The sequence below is a fragment of the Tenacibaculum sp. IMCC1 genome, assembly GCF_054906355.1.
In genome coordinates, this window is the sequence record NZ_CM142818.1 from 1,069,686 (window position 1) to 1,092,168 (window position 22,483).

Below are 22,483 nucleotides of genomic sequence, written 5' to 3' on the forward strand. Positions count from 1 at the left end.
CTACAGCTCATACATCAAACGAAAGTAAAACTCCCTTTATAAAACCATTCTCTCCCCTTTCTAAAAAAATCTAATTAACGTATCTTGCAATCTTATTAAAAGACACCTATAATGCAAGACAAAAACGTACATACTTATATAAAAAATGTTGTTGAAAATATGCCAGCAGATTGGTTAAACCTAACCACGCACCGTCTGGATATTTATGTAGAAAAACTAGCCAAAACCCAGTTTTTAGATCAGTTTGAAGATTTGTATAACAACAACAATGCTACTGCTTCAGCGTTAAGCGAGTTACCAACTGCATACGATTATATTCGTTTAGGGCATCCGTTATCATCGGTATTAGAGTGGACGATTGCCAAACTATACAACACTAAAGCAGCAAATGTAATTAGTTTTTCATCACAAACGGTTCCTGTTTTGGCTGTGTTAAGAGCGAATTTATTTGCTAATAAAAACACGCAAATAGTGTATACCAATGAAATTCCTAGCTTTTTTGATGCTGAAGTAATTAAAAATGTATACGGATATCAATTTGAACTAAAAAAAGTGGATAGTGTTGAAGCTATTCTTGAATTTGATGGTAGTACCGTATTGATTGTTGAACAAGAAGCTATTTGCAACTTTACGATTGTACCAAACGTTGATTTTTACATCAATACACACCCAGAATTAGGAAGCTTTTTATTAGTAAACGGAGAGCAAAACGATTCTTATATTTCAGACATTCAACATGTAAGAAGAAGAGAAACTATTGCCATGACTCCTGCTAATTCGTTAAAAGCATTAAAAAGTCTTATCGATGAGCCGTATGATGTTACAGTAACTGACGTAGCACAAAACAAAGCGAAGGTTGAGAAACTCATCAATGAAATTACCAACACCAGTACAAAAGCGTTAGTAGCTTCAAGTGGACTTTCAATACAATACGCCATTTTAATGGGATTGATTGACGATGCTCTTGAAAACCATAAGGGAAAAACGATTAAAATTGTAGTGCCTCCAAACTGTTATGGTGGTACAAACGACCAAGCGAGACGTGTTGCTGCTTGTTTAAACAACGTAGACATTGTTGATTTACCTGTTGATGGAGACAACGACATGGTAGAGAGCATTGATACCGTATTAGCCAACATTGCAGCACAAGATGCGGTTCCGTATATCATTGCTGAAATTCCGACCAACCCAAGAGTAGAAGTACCTAACCTTACCGATTTAAGAGATGTTTTAAGTAAAAAACGTACGATTCCAACGGGTGAAACAGCCGTTGATCCTGTGTTTATTTTAGACCAAACTTTCTGTCCGAATGTTCACTTTTTAGGAGATACAGACATGTTAGCCAATATTAGAACTATTTCGTTTGCTAGTGGATCTAAATTCCCTAGTGGTGGAAAATGTACTGCTGGATACTGTGTTGGAAATAAAACAACCAACGCGTTAATCAAAAAAATAGAAAAACACTTACATATTTGCGATAACGAGGCTACACCGCTTCAATACAAAATATTAGCTGCACAAATGCCTTCGATGACGCAACGAATTAGTGATGCTTATAAAAATACACGTGAATTTGTAAACTTTATTCATGAAGTATTACCTGGTGCTAAAATCAATTTTGTTTCAGAAGAACTAGCTGCGCAAGGATTTACACCATCAGTATTTTCGTTAGACCTTCCTACCAAAGGGAATACTGCGGAAGAAAAAGAAGCCTATAAAAGAGCCTTAAACTTAAAGCTTATCAATTTAATGATTACTGAAATTCCGAATGAAAGTAAGTATTGTGTAAGCTACGGACAGTTAAAAGGTTGTTACTGGACAATTCCTGCAACCTCAACCCAAGGAACTACCAAAGAAGGTGATAAAGATTATATTGCTCGTGTAGCACTTTCTCCTAATATGGATTTAGCGCTTCATAAAAAAGTTTTCCTTGATTTTGTAAAAAGTATCTAAGAACCACAAAACGTCATTTCAACCGTAGGAAGAAATCAAAAAAGATTCAGCATAACTAAATCTTAACGATTGGAATTTCTCTATTAGTAAATTTCTCCCTTCGGTCGAGATGATTCTTTTTGGTCTACAAAATTCATTTATAAACTGTAAATTTGCCGTCTTGAAAATAGCTATCGTCATATTAAACTGGAACGGAAAAAAGTTGCTTGAGCAATTTTTACCTTCTGTCATAACTTTTAGTTCAGAAGAAACTGAAGTGTATGTTGCAGACAATGCTTCTACAGATGATTCTATTGAATTTGTAAAGCAACATTTTCCTACTGTAAAAATTGTACAGAACTCAGAAAATGGTGGTTATGCAAAAGGTTACAACGATGCGTTACAACATATTGATGCAGATGTATATTGTTTGGTAAATTCTGACATTGAGGTTACCAAGAACTGGTTAACTCCCATTATTGATACTTTTAAAAAGGAACCTAATACGGCGATTATCCAACCGAAGATTTTAGACTTTAAAGATAAATCGAAGTTTGAATATGCAGGTGCTGGCGGTGGCTTTATTGATGCTTTTGGATATCCGTATTGTCGTGGTCGTTTGTTTAGTGACTTAGAAACTGATAACGGACAATTTAACGATACTACTGAAATATTTTGGGCGTCTGGAGCTTGTTTTTTTATCCGCTCTGAAGTTTTTCATCAACTACAAGGTTTTGATGAAGATTTTTTTGCGCATCAAGAAGAGATTGATTTGTGTTGGCGCGCTAAAAATAGTGAGCATACTATAAAATATGTAGGAGTATCCACTGTATATCACGTAGGTGGGGCTACATTAGACACGTTAAACCCGAAGAAAACCTTTTTAAACTTCAGGAATAGTTTACTCAACCTAGTTAAAAACTTACCCTCTGCTAAATTATTCCCAATTATTTTTTCTCGTTTAATCTTAGACGGATTGGCTAGTGTTAAATTTTTATTGGAAGGGAAACCTAACCACTTATTTGCTATTTTAAAAGCTCATTTTAGTTTTTATATGCATCTTCCTAAATTCATAAAAAAGAGAAAAGAATCTCCTAAAAAACCAAATTACTACGAGCACACATCTGTGGTTTGGCAGTATTATGCTAAAGGAAGAAAAAAGTTTACCGAATTACGTTAATTTTTGCTCGTCCTTATAGATATAATAGAGTAAAAAGAAAACTGCTATTCCGCCGAAAGTATGCCATAACCAGTGCGTTCCCATGGGCAATACAACTACTTTATTATCTAATGTCCTAAATAGTAAAGCTATTCCAAAAACTGCTCCTCCATATACAATGTATTTTACATTTCTCCAACGGGTCTTATAAGCATACCATATTAACGGGGTTATTACAGCAAATGCTGTTACTGCATATCCAAACGATGTTCTATATCCTGAAGGTATTGGTAAAAATCGTGGAAAAATAGACACTAAAAGTATAGCTACAATTATCGTTAATCGTTCCCACCATTTCTTTTTAATTTTTCCTATGAAATAAATAATAGCTCCTAAACATACAATCATGATAGGAACCCAATCTAACAACAACCAAAATTCATGACTTCTTGTACCGTGAAACATGGTACCACCTATCCAACTGATGAATATTACTGGAATGGCAAACAAAAAAAATGGGTATTGTTTAGGGTTTTGATAAATTCTTCTTCCGAAGTAAATCAGTAGAACAATAAAAATTAAGTTGCTAAAAGTATTGAAAGGCTCAACAGACAATCTGCCTGCTATGGTTTCTTGATATATTGGTCCGCTGTCGTTGGGGAATCTATCCAGTAAAAACATATATCCTTTTTCTATTCTGTACTAAGATAGGGATTGTGTTTTTAATTAAAAAGTGGTTTTGTAAGATTTCAACTAAACTTATTTTATTATTACAAAATATCTAAGCTTCCTTTTCCTTCACGAATTACTTCTGGTTCATCGGTTGTTAAATCGATTACAGTAGATGCATGGTTGTCTCCGTATCCTCCATCAACCACGATATCAACAATATTCTGCCATTTCTCGAAAATTAATTCAGGATCGGTTGTATATTCTAATACTTCATCTTCATCATGAATAGATGTAGATACAATCGGATTTCCTAAAGCTGCTACAATGGCTCTTGCTATATTATTATCGGGTACACGAATACCTACTGTTTTTCGTTTTTTATAAGCTTTTGGTAGTGAATTACTACCAGGTAATACAAAAGTATATGGACCTGGTAAAGCTCTTTTTAAAATTTTATAAGTTGCAGTATCTATTTGCTTTACGTAATCAGATAAATGGCTTAAGTCGTTACAAACAAACGAGAAGTTGGCTTTTTCTGGCTTTACTTTTTTTATTCTTGCTACTTTTTCTAGTGCTTTAGTATTGGTAATATCACAACCTAAACCATAAACAGTATCGGTTGGATATATAATTAACCCTCCATTTTGTAAAACTTTTACAATTTTTTCAATCTCTTTTGGATTGGGGTTGTCATTATACAGTTTTATAAATTGTGCCATAGCTTAGTAATTATCAAAGTCAAAATCGTCTAGGCTTTCAAAGTTATTAAATTCATCATCAATTTCATCATCTATATTTTTTGAAAGATTTTCTGCCTTAAATTCTTTTTCTGGAGCTTGATCTGGGATTTCTCCTACAGATAAGATCACTTTTGTTTCTGTAACTTCTTCATTTGACTGTTCTATTACCTCTACATAAAACGTCCACATTTGTAAGAAATCGTACACATAAATCAACTTATCGTGTTGGTTTGGTAAGGCTTCATGCAAAATACATGTTGCCATTGAAATTCCTTCTCCTGCTTCTGACATATTGAATAAAGGAATTTCTTCACCTTGATTCCAATCTTCATCGGTACGGTAAAAAGATGCCATTTCTTGTCCGTTAAAACCAAACGCTTTTGCAATATCAAAGTGTAGGTTTTCTAATGAAGCTTTTTCGTTTACTAACAGGGTTCGTATTACATCTTCTTTCGTATCTAAAATTACGCGTACTTTATACATTCTATCATTTTTTGTCAGTACAAAAATACGTATTTTTGGGTGATAATTTTTAGTTACCATGAATAAGCAAGCATCTCTTACAGTCTTAAACAGTTACAACAAAAACACCTTGATGGAAACTTTAGAAATAGAGTTTGTTGATGTAGGAGATGATTTTATTACAGCAAAAATGCCTGTGACATCTAAAGTACATCAACCCTATGGAATATTACATGGTGGTGCTACAGCTGCTTTGGCAGAATCTGTTGGTAGTTGTGCTTCTGCATTTTTTTTAAGAGACTCTAATAAAATTATTAAAGGAATTGAACTGAGTATTAATCATGTAAAAAGTAAGCGAGAAGGACATGTTTTTGCTACCGCTAAAGCGATTCATAAAGGTAGAACTACACATTTATGGGAAGTGAGAATTGTTGATGAGGATGATAACTTGATTTCACTTTGTAAGATTACCAATATTGTTTTAGATAAACAATAGCATGAAGTTGCTAAAAAAAATCTTAAAAACCGTTGGAATTGCTCTCTTTGTGCTTTTCCTTGTTTTATATTATTTATTCTGGAATTTTTCTGCTCCTAAATCTGATGTAAAAGTACTTGAAAAATTTTCAGGAAGCTCTGCTACTCCTGTCCTTACTTATGAAAACTTTAAAGGGTTTGAGTACAGAAAACTTTCAATCATAAAAGATACTACCTTACCTACACTGGTTTTTGTTCACGGAACGATAGGTTCTTCTACCGATTTTGTAAAATATATGATGGATAGTGTATTGCTTAGCAAAGCTAATATGATTTCATATGACAGAATTGGTTACAATTATCAAGACAGAAATCCAGTTCAAGAAAGTATTGCTTTTGAGCGTGACATGCTAAAGAATATTTTACATAATATTAACCCCGATAAAACGATTCTTGTAGGTTATTCTTATGGAGGACCTATTGCCTTAGCTATACAAGAAAAAGTTAGAAAAGTAATTTTGCTGGCTCCTGCTATATATAGTGAAGTAGAACCCATGCTATGGTCTTTAAATTTATATAAATGGAAAATTACTCGATGGTTGGTTCCTCCAATATGGCAAGAAGCGAGCAAAGAAAAGTTATCTCATAAACAAGATTTACAACTATTTGAAAACAACTGGAAATCTACCCCTAACAACATAGTAAGTATTCATGGAACTAATGATTGGATTGTACCTTTTGAAAACTCTTTATTTTTAAAAGAACAGTTTCCTGAAAATCAGTTTGAGTTAATTAGCGTTCCTGATGCTAGTCATGGATTTATTTGGAGTAAATTTGACACGATTAAAAAACATTTAATACAACAATTAGATTGAGTATTTTTTTAAACATAAAAGAAGCCTTCAACGAAGAATTACCTTTTGTTACTTACAGAAAACCTAACAGTTCTATAATTAAAGGATGGTTCCAACAAAACAACGACTTAATTACCTCTGAAAACTATAATGAGAGTGGATTTATTTTTGCTCCGTTTGACAGCAGAGAAAAAGCTATCTTAATTCCTAGAAACCAATCTACTTATATAGAAGAAGAAACTACTGTTGGAGATACTCAAACTAACAATAATAATCATGCTCCTGATACTGCTTCCGAAGAGAACCATATTCAACTGGTTGAAAAAGGAATAGCCGCTATTAAAAATCAGCAGTTTAAAAAAGTAGTTCTTTCTAGAAAAGAAAAAATTGAGTTATCAGATTTCAGCCTTATTAATACTTTTCAAAAACTTCTGAATAACTACCCAACAGCTTTTGTATATGTTTGGTATCATCCTAAAATTGGGTTATGGTTAGGAGCTACCCCAGAAACTTTAGTTAGTATTAAAGATAAAAATTTTACTACTATGGCTTTAGCGGGAACACAAGTTTACAATGGCACAACTAATGTTACTTGGCAGCCAAAAGAATTAGAAGAACAACAATTTGTAACTGACTACATCACTGATAGGTTATCTGATATTTCCTTAAACATTACAACATCTGGTATTGAAACTATAAAAGCGGGTAAATTACTCCATTTAAGAACCATTATTAATGGAAAGTTAAAAACGAATACTGCTTCTTTAATCAAAAGCTTACATCCTACCCCTGCCGTTTGTGGAATGCCTTTAGAGGCTTCAAAACAATTTATTTTAAATAATGAGAACTATCATAGAAGCTTTTATACAGGTTTTTTAGGAGAATTGAATACAGACAATAAGGAAAGTCATTTATTTGTTAATCTTCGTTGTATGGAAGTTTCTAACAACACTGTATATATTTATGTTGGAGGTGGAATTACAAACGACAGTAATACTATAAAAGAATGGCAAGAAACAGTAGCAAAAACTACTACTATGAAAAAAGTTTTATAGGAAAAACACCTACTCTACAAAATACTTCACCCCAAAACAAACATAACCTGCTGAAATTCAGTTTTTTTTATTATATTTAGGTGAACTCAAAACTCGCTTTCCTATGAAACAAAAATTACTTAGGATTAACCAGCGTGAAGACAAACTTAATAGTAGAGTGGGTAGAACTTTAACTTATAAGCAGCTGGTTGAATTCGCATCAAAACTACCAAACAAAATAAAATCGCTTATGTAAAAAATAAAACCACCAATTGCTGTGCAACAATTGGCAGTTTTCTAAGTGTAAATTGAATTTGAATTGATTTTTTTCTGCACATTATCATCTCTAAACACAAGTAATATCACTTGTGTTTAGAGTTATGCATAACAGTTTCTTCTGTTAAATATCGTCGAAAGAAACGTCTGTAAAGCTTTCTGTAGAAGCTACTTCTGTAGTTACGTTTTCTTCTTTTTTATAGTCTTTTTGATGACGTTCACTTATAACTTCAGATCCTTTTTCGTTTACAATAAAGTCTGTTGCCTTGTTCAACATCTCTTTAAAATCACTAAAATCCTCTTTATATAAGTAAATTTTATGTTTTTGATAATGAAAAGAACCATCATCATGAGTAAACTTCTTACTCTCAGTCACTGTTAAATAATAATCATCTGCCTTTGTAGATCTAACATCAAAAAAATATGTTCTTCTTCCTGCTCTTAAAACCTGTGAAAAGATTTCCTCTTGTTCTACTCTCTCGCTCATAATTCGTTACTTAAAATAATAGTTGGTTATTTAAATTTTCTCAACAAATCTAACAAAATATTTGACTTGACAATACGAAATGCTATATTTCTTTTTCTAAAAGCTGTTGTTCGTATAAATCTTTATAATACCCTTTTTCTTTTACTAATTGATTGTGAACACCTTGCTGAATAATCTTTCCTTCATCTAATATTATTATTTTATCTGCATTTTTTGCAGATGATACCCTATGGCTTATTATTATCGTTGTTTTATCACTAGAAACTCTTTCTAAATTTGATAAAATTTTCTCTTCAGTCTCAGTATCTACAGCTGATAGACAATCGTCAAAAATTAAAATTTTAGGATCTTTTATAATGGCTCTTGCTATAGAAGTTCGTTGCTTTTGCCCTCCAGAAAGCGTAACACCACGCTCTCCTAAAATAGTTTTATAGCCTTGTTTAAAATCGATAATATTATCGTGTATAACCGCGTTTTTGGCTGCTTCTATAATTTCTTCTTCTGTAGCGTCTTCTTTTCCAAATTTTATATTGTTTTCAATGGTATCTGAAAACAAGAACGGTTCTTGCGGCACAAAACCAATTTGATTTCTTAGATCATATAAATTGCAGGTTTTAATATCTTTTCCGTCCATTAATACAGTCCCTCCTGTAGTATCATACAAACGTGAAACTAAGTTGATTATAGATGACTTACCACTTCCTGTTTTTCCTAATATTGCTAGTGTTTCTCCTTTTTCTACCTTAAAACTTACATCTTTTAACGCTGTGATATTTGTGTCTTCATAGGCTAAAGAAACATGATTAAACTCAATATCTCCTTCAATGATAGTTTCTCCTTCATTTGCATTTTCAATTTCAGGAACTTGTTCTAAAAATTCATTAATTCTTTCTTGAGAAGCTTCAGCCTGCTGCACCATTGAAGTTACCCAACCAACTACAGCTACTGGCCATGTTAAAATATTTACATACATAACAAAAGCACCAATGGCTCCAACTTTAATTTCTTCATTAATATATAAAGTACCACCAACATACAAAACAATGATATTACTAATTCCTATTAATAAAATCATTAATGGAAAAAATAACGCTTGTACTTTATATAGGTTTATATTTTTATCTTTACTAGCATCTGCCAACGTATCGAAGTTATTAATCACAGCGCTTTCTATTGCATATGATTTTACTACATTAATACCAGAGAAAAACTCCTGATTAAACGTTGTTAATTTTGAAAGGTATTGCTGAACTACTGTACTTCGTTTATTAATTTGCTTGCTTAAAATAAATACTGATACTGATAAAACAGGAAAAGGTATCATTGTATACAAGGTGAGCTTTGGTGATATTGCATACATTTGAGTAAAACCGACTGCAAAAGACACTAACATATTTAATGAATACATGATGGCTGGTCCAAAATACATACGAACTTTAGAAACATCTTCACTAATACGGTTCATTAAATCACCAGTTCTATTTTGTTTGTAAAAATTAAGTGACAGTCGTTGATATTGCTGATAAATTTCATTTTTTAAATCAAACTCTATTAATCGAGACATTACAATTATAGTTTGACGCATTAAGAATGTAAAGAAACCACCTAACAGTGTTACCCCTACTATAAGCAAAATATTTGTAAAAAGGATGCTTTTAACTTCTGAAATTTCAGTTATTTTACCTAATTGATAATCTTCCACAACATTTAAAGAAGTTAACACATAATTAGGCACTTTTAATGTAAATATTTTAGCTAATACAGTTATAAAAACTCCTAATAATAACCTCCATTTGTATTTAACAAAGTACTTGTTTAAGTATTGTAATGCTTTCAATTCTATTTTATTATAAAAATTAAACTTTATAAAAGGGTCTTGTTAAAGATACCTTAATTGAGACCTCTTTTTTTGCTTATGTTTTAACGATTTCTTACTTTTGTCATCTAATTTTTGAGATTACCCAAATCATCTCAAATAAAAAAACAAAACAAATGACATCAGAAATCATTGATACTAAAGATCTTAAGAATGACCCAGTGTTCGGTCAGTTATCTTTTGACAATCACGAGCAAATCGTTTTTTGCAACGACGAAGATACAGGTTTAAAAGCAATTATCGGTATCCACAATATAACTTTAGGGCCTGCTTTAGGAGGTACTAGAATGTGGCAATATAGAAGTGAATGGGAAGCTTTAAACGATGTGTTACGTTTGTCTCGTGGTATGACTTACAAATCTGCTGTTACTGGATTAAACCTTGGAGGTGGTAAAGCAGTTATTATTGGTGATGCTAAAACTCAAAAAAATGACGCTTTAATGCGTAAATTTGGTGAGTTTGTTAATTCTTTAAGTGGAAAATATATTACTGCTGAAGATGTAGGAATGGAAACCCGTGACATGGATATAATCCGTGAAGTTACTCCACATGTAACAGGTGTTTCTGAAAGTATTGGAGGCTCTGGAAACCCTTCTCCTGTAACAGCTTATGGTGTTTACATGGGAATGAAAGCTGCTGCAAAACACAAGTTTGGAACAGATAATTTAGATGGTAAAAAAGTATTAGTTCAAGGTGTTGGTCATGTTGGAGAAACTTTAGTGAAGCACATTACCGACGAAGGAGCTCAAGTTGTTTTAAACGATATTAATGAAGCTCGTTTAGAAGAGTTAAGTAAAAAATATGGTGCTAACGTAGTGTTAGGAAATGACATTTTTGGATTAGATGTTGATATTTACGCTCCATGTGCTTTGGGTGCTACTATTAATGATGAAAGTATCGCTCAATTAAAAGCTAAGGTAATTGCAGGTGCTGCTAACAACCAATTAGCAAATGAATTAAAACACGGTACAATGTTAAAAGAAAAGGGAATTGCTTATGCTCCTGATTTCTTAATTAACGCTGGTGGAATTATTAATGTATATGCTGAAGTTGTTGGTTACGATAAAGCTGAGAGCTTAAAAAGAACTGAAAACATTTACAATACTACATTAGAAATTTTTAATTTATCAGAAAAAGAGAATATCACTACACATCAAGCTGCTTTCAATATTGCACAAGCAAGAATTGATGCTCGCAAAAAAGAGCAAAATAGCTAGATAAAAAATAAAAAAGTTTTACTTTTGCAGAGCGTTAGAAATAGTTTCTATCGCTCTTTTTTTTAAAGTTCTTTAGAATGATTAACAGAAGACATATTCGTGTTAAAGTAATGCAGTCGGTTTATGCGATGCAACAATCGCATAGCGATGATTTAGTTAAGGAAGAAAAATTCTTAAAACACAGCATTCAAAAAATGTACGATTTGTACGTTTTAAACCTTCAATTATTAGTTGAAGTACAAAAATTAGCTCGTAAGAGAATAGAGCTTTCTAAAAAGAAAATACTAGCTACAAAAGAGGAACTCAACCCAAATACAAAATTTATAGACAATAAACTTTTAAACTCACTTAATGAAAGTGTAAGTTTAGAAGGGTATGTTGAGCTTAACAAGCTTAATTATTGGGATCTTGATGATGAGTATGTGAAAATCTTATTAGATGAATTACAAAGAAGTGACCTTTACAAAAAGTATATGGACACTGTTGAAAACTCTTACAACATAGATAAAGCCTTTGTCATTGACTTTTTTAGAGATATAGTAGCCCCTAATGAAAAGTTAGCTGATTATTTTGAAGATCAAATGATTTCTTGGGTTGATGATATTCCTTTTGTAAATACTTGGATTCTTAAATCTTTAAACAAACAAAAAGCAAATAAGCCTTTCATATTAGGTAGTTTGTATAAAGACAATGATGATAAAGTTTTTGTTTCTGATTTATTTACAAAAACAATGTTACATCAACACAAATACGAAGAGGACATTAAAGAGAAAACTCCTAACTGGGAAGCTGATAGGATTGCTGATATTGATATGATTATTATTAAAATGGCTATTACAGAATTTTTACACTTCCCTTCAATTCCAAGTAGAGTTACCATAAATGAATATATTGAGTTAGCAAAAGATTATTCAACAAACAAAAGTGGTTACTTTATTAATGGAGTTTTAGATAAATTAGCCAAAGACTACCTAGGTTCAAATAAGATGGTTAAAATAGGTAGAGGTTTATTATAATAAATTAGTATTTTTACATCAAACTAAAAATATTTTAAAATGAAGAAAATAGCAGTAATGGTAGCATTTGTTGTTTCTGCAGGAATGTTAGTTTCATGCGGACAAGGGAATGCTTCATCAAAAGTTAAAAAAGAAAATCTTGAAAAAGCAGAAAAAAGAGATAGCTCTATAGGTTTAGGAGCTCCTGTGATTTCTTTCGATAAAGAAGAATTTGACTTTGGTACTGTTAACGAAGGTGAAGTTGTTAAAACCACTTTCGTAGTAACAAATACTGGTAAGAGTGATTTAATTATTACAAATGCGCAGGCATCTTGTGGTTGTACTGTTCCTGAATGGCCAAAAGAAGCTATTGCTCCTGGTAAAACAGGAAATATTAAAGTTAGCTTCAATACCAATGGTAGAGTTAACAAACAATCTAAATCTATTACTTTAACTACCAACACAGAAAAAGGAAGAGAAATTATTAAAATTTCTGGAATGGTAACCCCAAAAAACAATAACTCATAATGTTCGAAACCATCTTCTTACAAGCTAGCTCTCAAGAAAGCTTAATGAATATGCTTCCTTTTGTAGCAATGATTGCTGTTTTTTACTTTTTAATTATTCGTCCACAAATGAGACGTCAAAAAAAAGAAAAACTATTTCAAGCAGAAATTAAAAAAGGAGCTAAAATAGTTACCACCAGTGGAATTCATGGTAAAATTGTAGAAATTAATGATACCGATAACACCGTTACTATTGAAACAGGAGCTGGTAAAATAAAGTTTGAACGTTCAGCCATTTCTATGGAAATGAGTAAAAAACATACTTCAGAAGCTAAAAAATAAAAGAGATTTATTTTATAAAAAAAGTGGGCTTAAGAGCCCACTTTTTTCTTTTTTTAGTAGATTGCACTAATAAACAATTTCTTGAAAACAAAATTTAACATACCTAAAACATTTTTTGGCTTTTTAACCGTATCTATATTTTTCTGGTTGCTTATTAATTTATCAAAGGAGTATAATACAACTATAGTATATGATATTGAATACACACAACTTCCGCAACAAAAAACATTAATAGAAACACCAATAAAAAAAATTCCTTTAAAATTAAAAAGTAGTGGATACAATCTTTTAATTACTAGTATTAACCATACCCCCATTAAACTAGACCTAAAAAAAGCTTCAAAAAAAAGGGGTACAAATTACTATTTTTTATCGAAAAACCTTTTTAATGAAATTCAAGAACAACTAAAATCAAATATTGAATTAATTAAAATAGAAAAAGACACCATTCCTTTAAAAATTGGTTTTCTCAGCTCAAAAAAAGTTCCCTTAAAACCAAATTTAAACATTTCTTTTCAGCTAGGATATGACTTTTCTAAACCCATAACAATTGTTCCTGACAGTGTTTTAATCTCTGGTGATGAAGCCTATGTTACTGAGACTAATTTTTTAAATTTAAAAAACATTACATTAGAAAACTTATCTAAAAATACTAGTATCAATTCTTCTATTATTTTACCCAAAGACTTAAAGCTTAAATTGAGTCATTCTACTGCACAAATTAACATTGCTGTTGATAAATTTACAGAAGGTGAAATTGAAGTTCCTATTTTTGTTAAAAATGCACCCAAAGGAATTAATATATTCCCTAAAAAGGTTAAGGTTATATACAAAGTGGGCTTGCAAAACTTTAATGACATTACCTCCGATTTATTTATAGTTGAATGTGATTATTTACAATCTAAAAAAAAAGAAATAAACTATCTTATTCCTAAAATAAAAGACATCCCTAAAACGGTAGATTTAGTGAGAATAGTTCCAGAAAAAGTTGATTTTTTAATATACAAATAGCATGGTAATAGGTTTAACAGGAGGAATTGGTAGTGGAAAATCTACTGTAATTAATATCTTTTCAGAATTTGAAAATATTGCTATTTATATTGCTGATGATGAAGCCAAAAAGTTAATGAACACATCAAAAAGAATAAAAGAACAATTAATCACTGAATTTGGGGAGGAAGTATATATAAACCACAAACTAAATAGGTCTTATTTAGCCTCAATAGTTTTTAATAACAAGAAAAAGTTAGCTATTCTTAATGCTATTGTACACCCTGCTGTTAACAAACATTTGCAACAGTTCTTAAAAAAAAATAGTATTAAAGATTATATATTATACGAAAATGCAATTCTTTTCGAAAACGGAAGTGACTCTTTTTGTGATAAAATAATTACAGTAACCGCTCCAGAGCATATAAGAATTGAACGCGTTATCAAAAGAGATAGGACTACAATACAAGAGGTAAAAAATAGAATTAAAAACCAATGGAGTGAAACAAAAAAAATACTACAATCTAATTATTTAATTAACAATATTTCACTATTAAAAACAAAAGATGAAGTATTAAAAATCCATAATTATTTAACAAAAAGTAGAAAATAATTTACGTTTCAATAACCTTTTGTGTTAAAATTGTCTTAATTTTATAGTAAGTTTGTTAATCTAAGTTAAAAGATTATACGCCTAAAATTTATTAATTTATTTTTGAGTAATGGGCAAGAAAATTTTTATTCTCATTGTTGTTTTAATGAGTATTTCTCTAATAGGTATCATCTCCATTCAAGTATATTGGATAAATGATGCTATTAAAAATAAAAAGGAACAATTTAAAAATAATGTAAAAATTGCTTTAGCTCGTACCTCCGAAAATATTAAGGAAAGAGAGTATTTAGAATTTAAGCAAAATTATAAAGATTATTTTGAAAACAATAAACTCAGAACAGACGCAGAAATAACAACTTTTCTTTTCCAACAAGTTGATACTGTAAGTAAAAAAAAGTTTTCATTTGGTAGTACTATTTTAGAAGAAAGTATTAAAATGCCTAACGAGTTTGTTGATAATGATTCTATCATTATAAAACGTTACTCAGGAAAAGAAGATATTTATTTTTCACAAATAATAAAATCTGAAAACAAAGATTTTAAACCTTTTTTAGACGAAAATCGTTATTCTTCTTTCAGAACATATAACACATGGAATGATGAAGTTATGGAACATGCTTTTAGAAGAAGTAAAGCTGTGTTTCCTATTAATCAAAGAATAAGTAATAAGGAGCTAAGTAATACTTTAGAGGAAGAGTTTGCTAAAATGAATATTACACAAGATTTTAAATATGTTGTTTATGAAGATGGTTTAGCTACTCAATTAAAATCTGGGTATTTTAATATACAACCAGAGGATATTAATTACCCTTTACTAGAAGATGAAGACGGAAATAGCAATTATAAGCTATATGTTAAGTTTCCTAATGAAAAAAAGAACCTGTTATCAGGTATGATGAAAATATTGATACTATCTTTATTTTTTATAGGAATTATTATTGCTGCTTTTTCCACCTCATTGTATCAGTTAATTCGCCAAAAAAAGATTTCTGAAATAAAAACAGATTTCATTAACAATATGACACATGAGTTTAAAACACCTATTGCTACCATAAACTTGGCTTTAGATGCTATTAAAAACCCAAGAATTATATCAGATGAAGAAAAGGTGAAACGGTATGTTCAAATGATTCGTGATGAAAACAAACGAATGCACGGGCAGGTAGAAAATGTATTACGAATTTCAAGGTTAGAAAAAAATCAAATAGAAATTAGTAAGGATGCAGTAGACATGCACGATATAATTGAAGAAGCTGTTGAACATATACAACTATTAACTGATGATAAAAAAGGAAGTGTTACAACGCACCTCAAAGCTATTTCTTCTGAAGTACTTGGTAATCAATTTCATCTAACAAATGTAGTTGTTAACATGTTGGAAAATGCTTTAAAATATTCTGAAAGTGCACCTAAAATAGATGTATTTTCTGAAAACACAAATAAATACTTTATCTTTAAAATTAAAGACGAAGGTATAGGAATGAGCAGAAATGCTCAAAAGTATGTGTTCGATAAATTTTATAGAGAACATAAAGGGAATATACACAATGTAAAAGGTCATGGATTAGGTTTAGCTTATGTAAAAGAAATCATAGACAGTCACCAAGGCACCGTTTACGTTGAAAGTGAAAAAGGGAAAGGAAGCACATTTACAGTTAAATTACCATTAATATAAAATATTAAGAAATGGGGAGTAAAAAAATATTATTAGTAGAAGACGATCCTAATTTTGGAACAGTTCTTAAAGATTATTTAGCATTAAATGATTACAATGTTACACATGCTAAAGACGGAATAGATGGTTTAATTATGTTTAAAAATGCAGAATATGACTTATGTATTTTAGATGTAATGATGCCACGTAAAGATGGTTTTTCTTTAGCTGAAGACATTCGTTCAACTAACAAAGAAATTCCTATTATCTTCTTAACTGCAAAAACATTAAAAGAAGATGTTTTAAAAGGGTATCAAGTTGGTGCAGACGATTACTTAAATAAACCTTTTGATTCTGAAGTTTTATTACATAAAATTAAAGCAATTTTACAACGTAAAGAAACAGAAAAGACAAACGACAGTGATGAATTTGAGTTTAAAATTGGGTCTTTTGATTTTAACTCTAAACTACGTCATTTAATATATAAAGGTGGAGAACCTCAAAAGTTATCACCTAAAGAAAGTAAACTTTTACGAATGTTAGCTGTGCATAAAAATGACTTAATGCCACGTGAATTGGCGTTGACAAAGATTTGGCGAGATGACAACTATTTTACTTCTCGTAGTATGGATGTATACATTGCTAAACTTCGTAAATACCTGAAGAATGATGAAAATGTAGAAATTTTAAATATACATGGTGAAGGATTTAGGTTAATTGATAACAAATAATGTCATTTTAAATAAGAAGAGCTTAGGGTTTACCTAAGCTTTTTTTATTATCTATCCTATTTGTTTTCTAACTACGCTCTAATGATTTATCAACAGTACTGTACTTTCCGTTATAACTTCCTGTTACTACACTTCCATTAGCCTTTTTAACTTTGAATTCTAATGAAATATTAGTTTCATTAATTGAATTTATAGTTAAAGTAACTTCATCTCCTGTTTCATACTCCATTAACAATTGCTCATTATCATACTCTCCTAAAAACTCTCCATCCGTCATAAATTCATACCATAAACTGTCTGTTGTATAAGTTTTTGAAGTTAAGCCTTTATCACGAACAGTAATTGTAAATAAATCCACCTCAGTTAAAGCTGTACCAGAGTTTCGAGCAGCTTCTATATCTTCTTCAGTAACATTCAATAAGTGTAAGAATACAGAAGGCGTATCTCCTTTCATGAATTTCTCTACCAAAATTGATTCTATCGAATAATTTTCACCTTCAATTATAAATTGATTTGGTGTTTCTTGAACATCATCAGATGAACAGCTTACATAAAAAACAGTTGTTAAAATAATTGCTAATAAGTAGTTTATTTTTTTCATAATTGTATAATTTGACATGCAAAACTACCTTAGTTTTAAAGCATCTAGTTAAATTTACTTCTGAATATATCATGCATTTTTCTAAAAAGCTAAACTTTCCTTTTAAACTATTTTCTACTACTTTTTTTATACATTGTAACAATAATTTACATCAATCGTCAAATACATATAATCAACAAAAACCAAAATAGCTTGGAAACAATTTTATCTATTCGAAACCTCGATAAAAAATACGGAAAAGTTCATGCCGTAAACAATCTTTCTTTCGATATACAAAAAGGCACAGTGTACGGAATTTTAGGACCTAACGGAAGTGGTAAATCTACTACTTTAGGTATTATTTTAAATGTAGTAAACAAAACCTCAGGGAGTTTTAGCTGGTTCAATGGAAACTTATCTACACATGAAGCATTAAAAAAAGTAGGAGCTATCATTGAACGCCCTAATTTTTACCCGTACATGAGCGCCGTTCAAAACTTGCAGTTAATTTGTAAAATTAAAGGAGTTTCGTACGATAAAATTGAAGAAAAACTCAAGATTGTTAATCTTTTTGAACGTAGAAATAGTAAGTTTAAAACTTACTCTTTAGGAATGAAACAGCGCTTAGCTATCGCTTCTGCCCTATTAAATGATCCAGAAATTTTGATTTTGGACGAACCTACAAACGGACTTGACCCACAAGGAATACACGAGATTCGTCAAATAATTAAAGAAATTGCTAAAAATGGCACTACAATTTTACTAGCCTCTCACCTACTCGACGAGGTTGAAAAAGTATGTTCTCATGTAGTCGTAATAAGAAACGGAGTAAAGTTATACAGTGGTAGAGTTGATGAAATGACTGCTTCCAATGGTTTTTTTGAACTTCAAGCAGATAATCAAGAAATACTTACTCAGCTTTTAGAAAATCATTCAGCAATAGGAAACATCAAAGAAGAAAATGGAATTTTAATAGCTAGTCTAGCTTCAGAATTATCTGCTTCAGAAATTAATACATTTTTATTTGACAAAGGAATTTCTCTTTCTCACTTAGTGAAACGTAAACCTAGTTTAGAGCAACAATTCTTAGACCTTACCAACAACCAATAAACTTACACCATGTTACGACTTTTAAATATAGAAATTCATAAATTAAAATATAACAGAGCTAGTAAAGTTCTTTCAATTATCTATTTCGCATTATTAACCTCTATTGCTTTAATTGCAGCAATAAAGTTTGATATTGGCCCCATTAAATTTCATTTAGCTGAACAAGGAATTTTTAATTTTCCATATATCTGGCACTTTAACACATATATGGCTGCCATATTTAAATTCTTTTTGCTACTAGTTATTGTTTCCATGATGGCGAACGAGTACAGTTATAAAACGTTAAAACAAAACTTAATAGACGGTTTAAGTAAAAAGGATTTTATTCTATCAAAATTTTATACCGTTATAGCTTTTGCTTTTATTTCAACCATCTTTGTTTTTATTGTCTCTTTAATTCTTGGAGCTATCTATTCTGATTTTAATGAAATAGCCATCATATTTTCAGACTTAGATTATTTATTCGCTTTCTTCGTAAAATTATTAGGCTTTTTCTCCTTTGGGTTGTTTTTAGGTGTCTTGATTAAACGCTCTGCATTTGCTGTTGCTGCCATGATTGTTTGGCTAATTATAGAAAGTTTAATTAAAGGATGTTTATACTGGAATTTTAGAAATGTAAAAACGGGGGTTGAGGAAGCTGTAAATTCAATCATGCAATTTTTCCCGCTAGAGTCTATGGCTAATTTAATTAAAGAACCATTTACAAGATTAGGTGCAGTAAAATCAGTAGCTAATCAAATAGGAGAAAATTTCACTAAAGACTATTCTGTTAGCCTTTTCAATATAGCTATTGTATTAATTTGGACTGCTATTTTTATTTACTCATCATATGCTTTGTTAAAAAAACGAGATTTATAGAGGGTTTTATGTAGTTTAGTTGTTTTATTTATATAATTAAATTCATTTTAATGAAAAAACAACTACTTCTAGCGTTTTTTATTATTGTCTCTATATCCCTTTATAGCCAAAAAGAAGCAAATGTTTGGTATTTTGGAAATAATGCAGGGCTCGATTTTAACTCTGGAAGTCCGGTAGCTTTAAATGATGGATTATTGAAAACTGATGAAGGTTGTTCATCTATTTCTGACGAAAATGGGAATCTATTATTTTATTCAGATGGTATTAATGTTTGGACGAAAAACCATGAACTAATGCGTTACTCAAACGGTAATTTAGCTAATGACCTGCAAGGTAACCCTTCAAGTTCACAGTCTGGTTTAATTATTCCAAACCCAGAAGATAAAAACCTTTACTATATTTTTACAGTGGGGACAGATTTTATTGGAAATCTTCCTTACCCTGACAATCCAGGGTTTAGGTTTTACACCATAGATATTTCTAAAGGAAATGGAGGAGAAATTATTTCTGGCCCTGTTAACCTTTCTAATGGTCGAGATAGAGAATGGTCTGAAAAAGTTACAGCCGTTCAAGGAAAAGACTGTAGAGAAATATGGATTTTATCTATCGTACAAGATACTTTTTACGCCTATAAAATTGATAAAAACGGAGTGGACTCTACAAACCCTATTACCTCATCTTCATCTTACTATTTAAGAGATAAAAGAGGATATTTAAAAACATCTCCAGATGGAAGTAAAGTAGCACTTGCTGACTTTACAAATGATGGAAGTGGAAAATTAGTTTTATACGATTTTGATAACGCAACAGGTAAAGTAGCTTCTAACGGGCTAATTCTTACAAGTGGTCCAACTGATGGTTCTCCTTATGGTGTTGAGTTTTCTCAAGAATCTACAAAACTATACTCTTCTTTATATCATGAAAACAGTAACTCTTTCAGAGTTTTTCAATATAATTTATTAGATGCTAACATCGCACAAACTAAAACTCAAGTCCATCAAGAGCAAGGTTATAGAGGTGCTTTACAATTAGCTCCAAACGGAAAGATATATGCTTCCATTCCAGATAGATCCTATTTGGGAGTTATAGAGAATCCAGAAGATAATGCTACTGATATTCAATATACTTCAAACGCTGTAAACTTGGGTGGCGCCATGTCTTCACAAGGATTACCTCCTTTTATTCAGTCGTTTTTTGCACCTGTAAAATTAATCAATCTAGCTAATAATGAGGTTTTAAACAATAGCAACCAAGTTTTTTGTATTGGAGAAAGTTATCAAATTCAACCAGAAAAAAATAACCCTAACGATACCTATACATGGTTTAAAGATGGAAAAGAAATAGCCAAGACAAGAATATTAACTGTTGATAACACTAATTTTGGAAGTGGTTTATATGAAATAAAAATAGAATCTAATTCTTACTGTAAAAAAACATTCACTGGTAAAGTTCAAATAACATTTGAACCAAAACCTACAATTAATCCGATTCAACCTTATATACAATGTGATTTCGACAGTAATCCTATTGATGGTTTTACAACTTTTAACCTAGAAGTATTAGAAAATGCTTTAGTAAATAACCTTACTGAAGTTACAATTGATTTTTTTGAAACATCTGATACTAGTTTTTCATCACCAATTAACAAAAATAATTACACTAATTTAACAGCAATAAACCACTCCATAACTGTAAAAGTTACAAATAACACTACTCAATGTTATCAAACGGATATTATTACTTTACAAGTAAACCCAACGGGATTAACTTCTTATAGCAATGAGTACATCCATGAATTAGATCAAAATGCATCTAATTCTGATGCTAAATTTAGCATTGGTACTAATAACGGTTTTCTTGACTTCTCTTTGAAGACGCAACAAATAATTAATAATTCAGGAGGGTCCCTATCAGAAAATACTCACGATTTTCAATACTATAGAACAGCAGAAGATGCTTCATTACAAATAAATCAAATTATCCCCCCATACGAAGATGACTTATTTACCAACAATTCTGATATATATATTAGAATTTCAAATAAAGGAGCTACATCTTGTGAAGCAGTTGGTAATTTTAAAATTTTTGTAGAAAAAATCCCTGTCCCTCAAGGTAATTTAAGTAACATTATCCTATGTGTTGATAACCCAAGGTTAAATCCTCAACCACATACGACCCTTTTGAATGCTGATTCAGGAAATACTGCTGACACTTACAAGTGGTATTTAAATGGAAAATTACTCTCTGGAGAAACATCAGCTATATACAATGCTAATTCTTCAGGAGAATATAAAGTTGAAGCCTATAGAACTCACCCAAACATCACTTCCCCTTTTATGGGATATAATACATTTTTTGTAAAAGAGTCCAACCTAGCATTAATAGTAAATATTAAATCAGTAGACGATCAAGACAATCCTGATAGTAATAAAATAGAAATTACTGTAGATGGAATTGGTAATTATGAGTTTGCTTTAAATAGCACAGATCTTAGTGATTTTGCTAAAGGAGACGAAAACCTTACTTATACATTTACTAATATTCCTCCCGGACTTAACTCTATTTTTATTAGAGATCGTAACGGATGTGGAATTACTACATCTAATCAGGTTTCAACTATCTATTTTCAACGTCATTTCACCCCAAATAATGACGGACATTTTGATACATGGAAAGTTTTAGGTGTCGATAATGATTACTATGATGTTGTTAAAGTTCAAATTTTTAATCGCTTTGGAAAATTAATTAATGAAATTACTGATAAAAATAGTCAGGGTTGGGATGGTATATACAACGGTACTATTCTTCCTTCAAATGATTATTGGTACAATGCTGAATTGATAGACTCTAATGGGAAAGTTAGAAAAAAGACAGGACATTTTTCATTAATTAGAAAGTAAGTTTATAATCAAACAGATAAT

At 30.8% G+C, this 22,483-nt stretch carries 22 protein-coding genes; 16 read left to right on the plus strand and 6 right to left on the minus strand.

Translation table 11 applies throughout. The annotated features are described in order from the left end of the window. Positions 1-111 precede the first annotated feature (111 nt). Both ACXIHB_RS04850 and ACXIHB_RS04855 read left to right on the plus strand, forming a co-directional pair. A complete protein-coding gene (locus tag ACXIHB_RS04850; protein ID WP_462099066.1) occupies positions 112-1,953 on the plus strand; it encodes a PLP-dependent aminotransferase family protein in 1,842 nt (613 codons plus the stop codon). Between the two features lie 160 nt (positions 1,954-2,113). Then, positions 2,114-3,112: a glycosyltransferase family 2 protein gene (locus tag ACXIHB_RS04855; RefSeq protein WP_462099067.1), complete on the plus strand. Its 999-nt coding sequence runs from the start codon at positions 2,114-2,116 to the stop codon at positions 3,110-3,112. Here the strand turns inward: ACXIHB_RS04855 and ACXIHB_RS04860 are convergent. From ACXIHB_RS04860 to ACXIHB_RS04870, 3 genes are all read right to left on the minus strand, one after another. After that, a complete protein-coding gene (locus ACXIHB_RS04860) occupies positions 3,104-3,772 on the minus strand; it encodes a hypothetical protein (RefSeq protein WP_462099068.1) in 669 nt (222 codons plus the stop codon). The two genes, ACXIHB_RS04855 and ACXIHB_RS04860, sit on opposite strands and share 9 nt — an antisense overlap. Positions 3,773-3,861: 89 nt before the next feature. After that, a complete protein-coding gene (locus tag ACXIHB_RS04865; protein WP_462099069.1) occupies positions 3,862-4,482 on the minus strand; it encodes an L-threonylcarbamoyladenylate synthase in 621 nt (206 codons plus the stop codon). Positions 4,483-4,485: 3 nt separating this feature from the next. Continuing rightward, positions 4,486-4,986, minus strand: coding sequence for an IS1096 element passenger TnpR family protein (locus ACXIHB_RS04870; protein WP_462099070.1), 501 nt, complete (start codon positions 4,984-4,986; stop codon positions 4,486-4,488). A gap of 58 nt (positions 4,987-5,044) precedes the next feature. Here ACXIHB_RS04870 and ACXIHB_RS04875 point away from each other — a divergent pair, with 58 nt between their 5' ends. From ACXIHB_RS04875 to ACXIHB_RS04885, 3 genes are read left to right on the plus strand one after another with little or no spacing between them, the layout of a single operon-like run. Further along, complete coding sequence (locus ACXIHB_RS04875) at positions 5,045-5,461, plus strand: PaaI family thioesterase (protein WP_073181248.1); 417 nt, start codon at positions 5,045-5,047, stop codon at positions 5,459-5,461. Between the two features lies 1 nt (position 5,462). After that, positions 5,463-6,314, plus strand: coding sequence for an alpha/beta fold hydrolase (locus ACXIHB_RS04880; RefSeq protein WP_462099071.1), 852 nt, complete (start codon positions 5,463-5,465; stop codon positions 6,312-6,314). Continuing rightward, entirely contained in the window at positions 6,311-7,348 is a 1,038-nt protein-coding gene (locus tag ACXIHB_RS04885; protein ID WP_462099072.1) for a chorismate-binding protein, read from the plus strand. Before ACXIHB_RS04880 ends, ACXIHB_RS04885 begins: the two co-directional genes overlap by 4 nt. A gap of 379 nt (positions 7,349-7,727) precedes the next feature. Here the strand turns inward: ACXIHB_RS04885 and ACXIHB_RS04890 are convergent, their stop codons facing one another. After that, positions 7,728-8,090 (minus strand): PUR family DNA/RNA-binding protein, encoded by a 363-nt coding sequence (locus tag ACXIHB_RS04890; protein ID WP_047789260.1) that lies wholly within the window; start codon positions 8,088-8,090, stop codon positions 7,728-7,730. A gap of 82 nt (positions 8,091-8,172) precedes the next feature. Further along, complete coding sequence (locus ACXIHB_RS04895) at positions 8,173-9,927, minus strand: ABC transporter ATP-binding protein (protein ID WP_073181254.1); 1,755 nt, start codon at positions 9,925-9,927, stop codon at positions 8,173-8,175. A gap of 155 nt (positions 9,928-10,082) precedes the next feature. Between ACXIHB_RS04895 and ACXIHB_RS04900 the strand changes: the two genes are divergently transcribed. The 8 genes from ACXIHB_RS04900 (at position 10,083) to ACXIHB_RS04935 (ending at position 17,014) form a co-directional block, all read left to right on the plus strand. Further along, positions 10,083-11,183: a Glu/Leu/Phe/Val family dehydrogenase gene (locus ACXIHB_RS04900; RefSeq protein WP_462099073.1), complete on the plus strand. Its 1,101-nt coding sequence runs from the start codon at positions 10,083-10,085 to the stop codon at positions 11,181-11,183. A gap of 77 nt (positions 11,184-11,260) precedes the next feature. Then, positions 11,261-12,199 carry a transcription antitermination factor NusB gene (gene nusB / locus ACXIHB_RS04905; protein WP_173361060.1) on the plus strand — a complete coding sequence of 313 codons (939 nt, stop codon included), beginning with the start codon at positions 11,261-11,263 and terminating at the stop codon, positions 12,197-12,199. A 39-nt stretch (positions 12,200-12,238) separates the two neighbouring features. Next, entirely contained in the window at positions 12,239-12,706 is a 468-nt protein-coding gene (locus ACXIHB_RS04910; protein WP_047789264.1) for a DUF1573 domain-containing protein, read from the plus strand. Then, complete coding sequence (yajC, locus tag ACXIHB_RS04915) at positions 12,706-13,026, plus strand: preprotein translocase subunit YajC (protein WP_047789265.1); 321 nt, start codon at positions 12,706-12,708, stop codon at positions 13,024-13,026. The genes ACXIHB_RS04910 and yajC overlap by 1 nt, the downstream gene beginning before the upstream one ends. Before the next feature lie 81 nt (positions 13,027-13,107). After that, positions 13,108-14,037, plus strand: a complete 930-nt coding sequence (locus tag ACXIHB_RS04920) for a YbbR-like domain-containing protein (RefSeq protein ID WP_047789266.1) — start codon at positions 13,108-13,110, stop codon at positions 14,035-14,037. Between the two features lies 1 nt (position 14,038). Continuing rightward, entirely contained in the window at positions 14,039-14,629 is a 591-nt protein-coding gene (coaE, locus tag ACXIHB_RS04925) for a dephospho-CoA kinase (RefSeq protein ID WP_047789267.1), read from the plus strand. A 109-nt stretch (positions 14,630-14,738) separates the two neighbouring features. Further along, entirely contained in the window at positions 14,739-16,304 is a 1,566-nt protein-coding gene (locus ACXIHB_RS04930) for a sensor histidine kinase (RefSeq protein WP_047789268.1), read from the plus strand. Between the two features lie 11 nt (positions 16,305-16,315). Next, the gene (locus tag ACXIHB_RS04935) at positions 16,316-17,014 is read left to right on the plus strand and encodes a response regulator transcription factor (protein WP_047789269.1); all 699 of its coding nucleotides are present in this window, start codon (positions 16,316-16,318) and stop codon (positions 17,012-17,014) included. Positions 17,015-17,081: 67 nt separating this feature from the next. On the opposite strand, the gene ACXIHB_RS04940 is transcribed toward ACXIHB_RS04935, so the two are convergent. After that, positions 17,082-17,615 carry a hypothetical protein gene (locus ACXIHB_RS04940; protein ID WP_462099074.1) on the minus strand — a complete coding sequence of 178 codons (534 nt, stop codon included), beginning with the start codon at positions 17,613-17,615 and terminating at the stop codon, positions 17,082-17,084. Positions 17,616-17,807: 192 nt separating this feature from the next. On the opposite strand from ACXIHB_RS04940, the gene ACXIHB_RS04945 reads away from it, so the two are divergent. The 3 genes from ACXIHB_RS04945 to ACXIHB_RS04955 are packed head-to-tail and all read left to right on the plus strand — an operon-like array spanning position 17,808 to position 22,462. Further along, positions 17,808-18,704: an ABC transporter ATP-binding protein gene (locus tag ACXIHB_RS04945; protein ID WP_159616470.1), complete on the plus strand. Its 897-nt coding sequence runs from the start codon at positions 17,808-17,810 to the stop codon at positions 18,702-18,704. Positions 18,705-18,713: 9 nt separating this feature from the next. Beyond that, positions 18,714-19,562: an ABC transporter permease gene (locus ACXIHB_RS04950; protein WP_462099075.1), complete on the plus strand. Its 849-nt coding sequence runs from the start codon at positions 18,714-18,716 to the stop codon at positions 19,560-19,562. Positions 19,563-19,612: 50 nt separating this feature from the next. Further along, a complete protein-coding gene (locus ACXIHB_RS04955) occupies positions 19,613-22,462 on the plus strand; it encodes a T9SS type B sorting domain-containing protein (protein WP_462099076.1) in 2,850 nt (949 codons plus the stop codon). Positions 22,463-22,483: the final 21 nt, after the last annotated feature.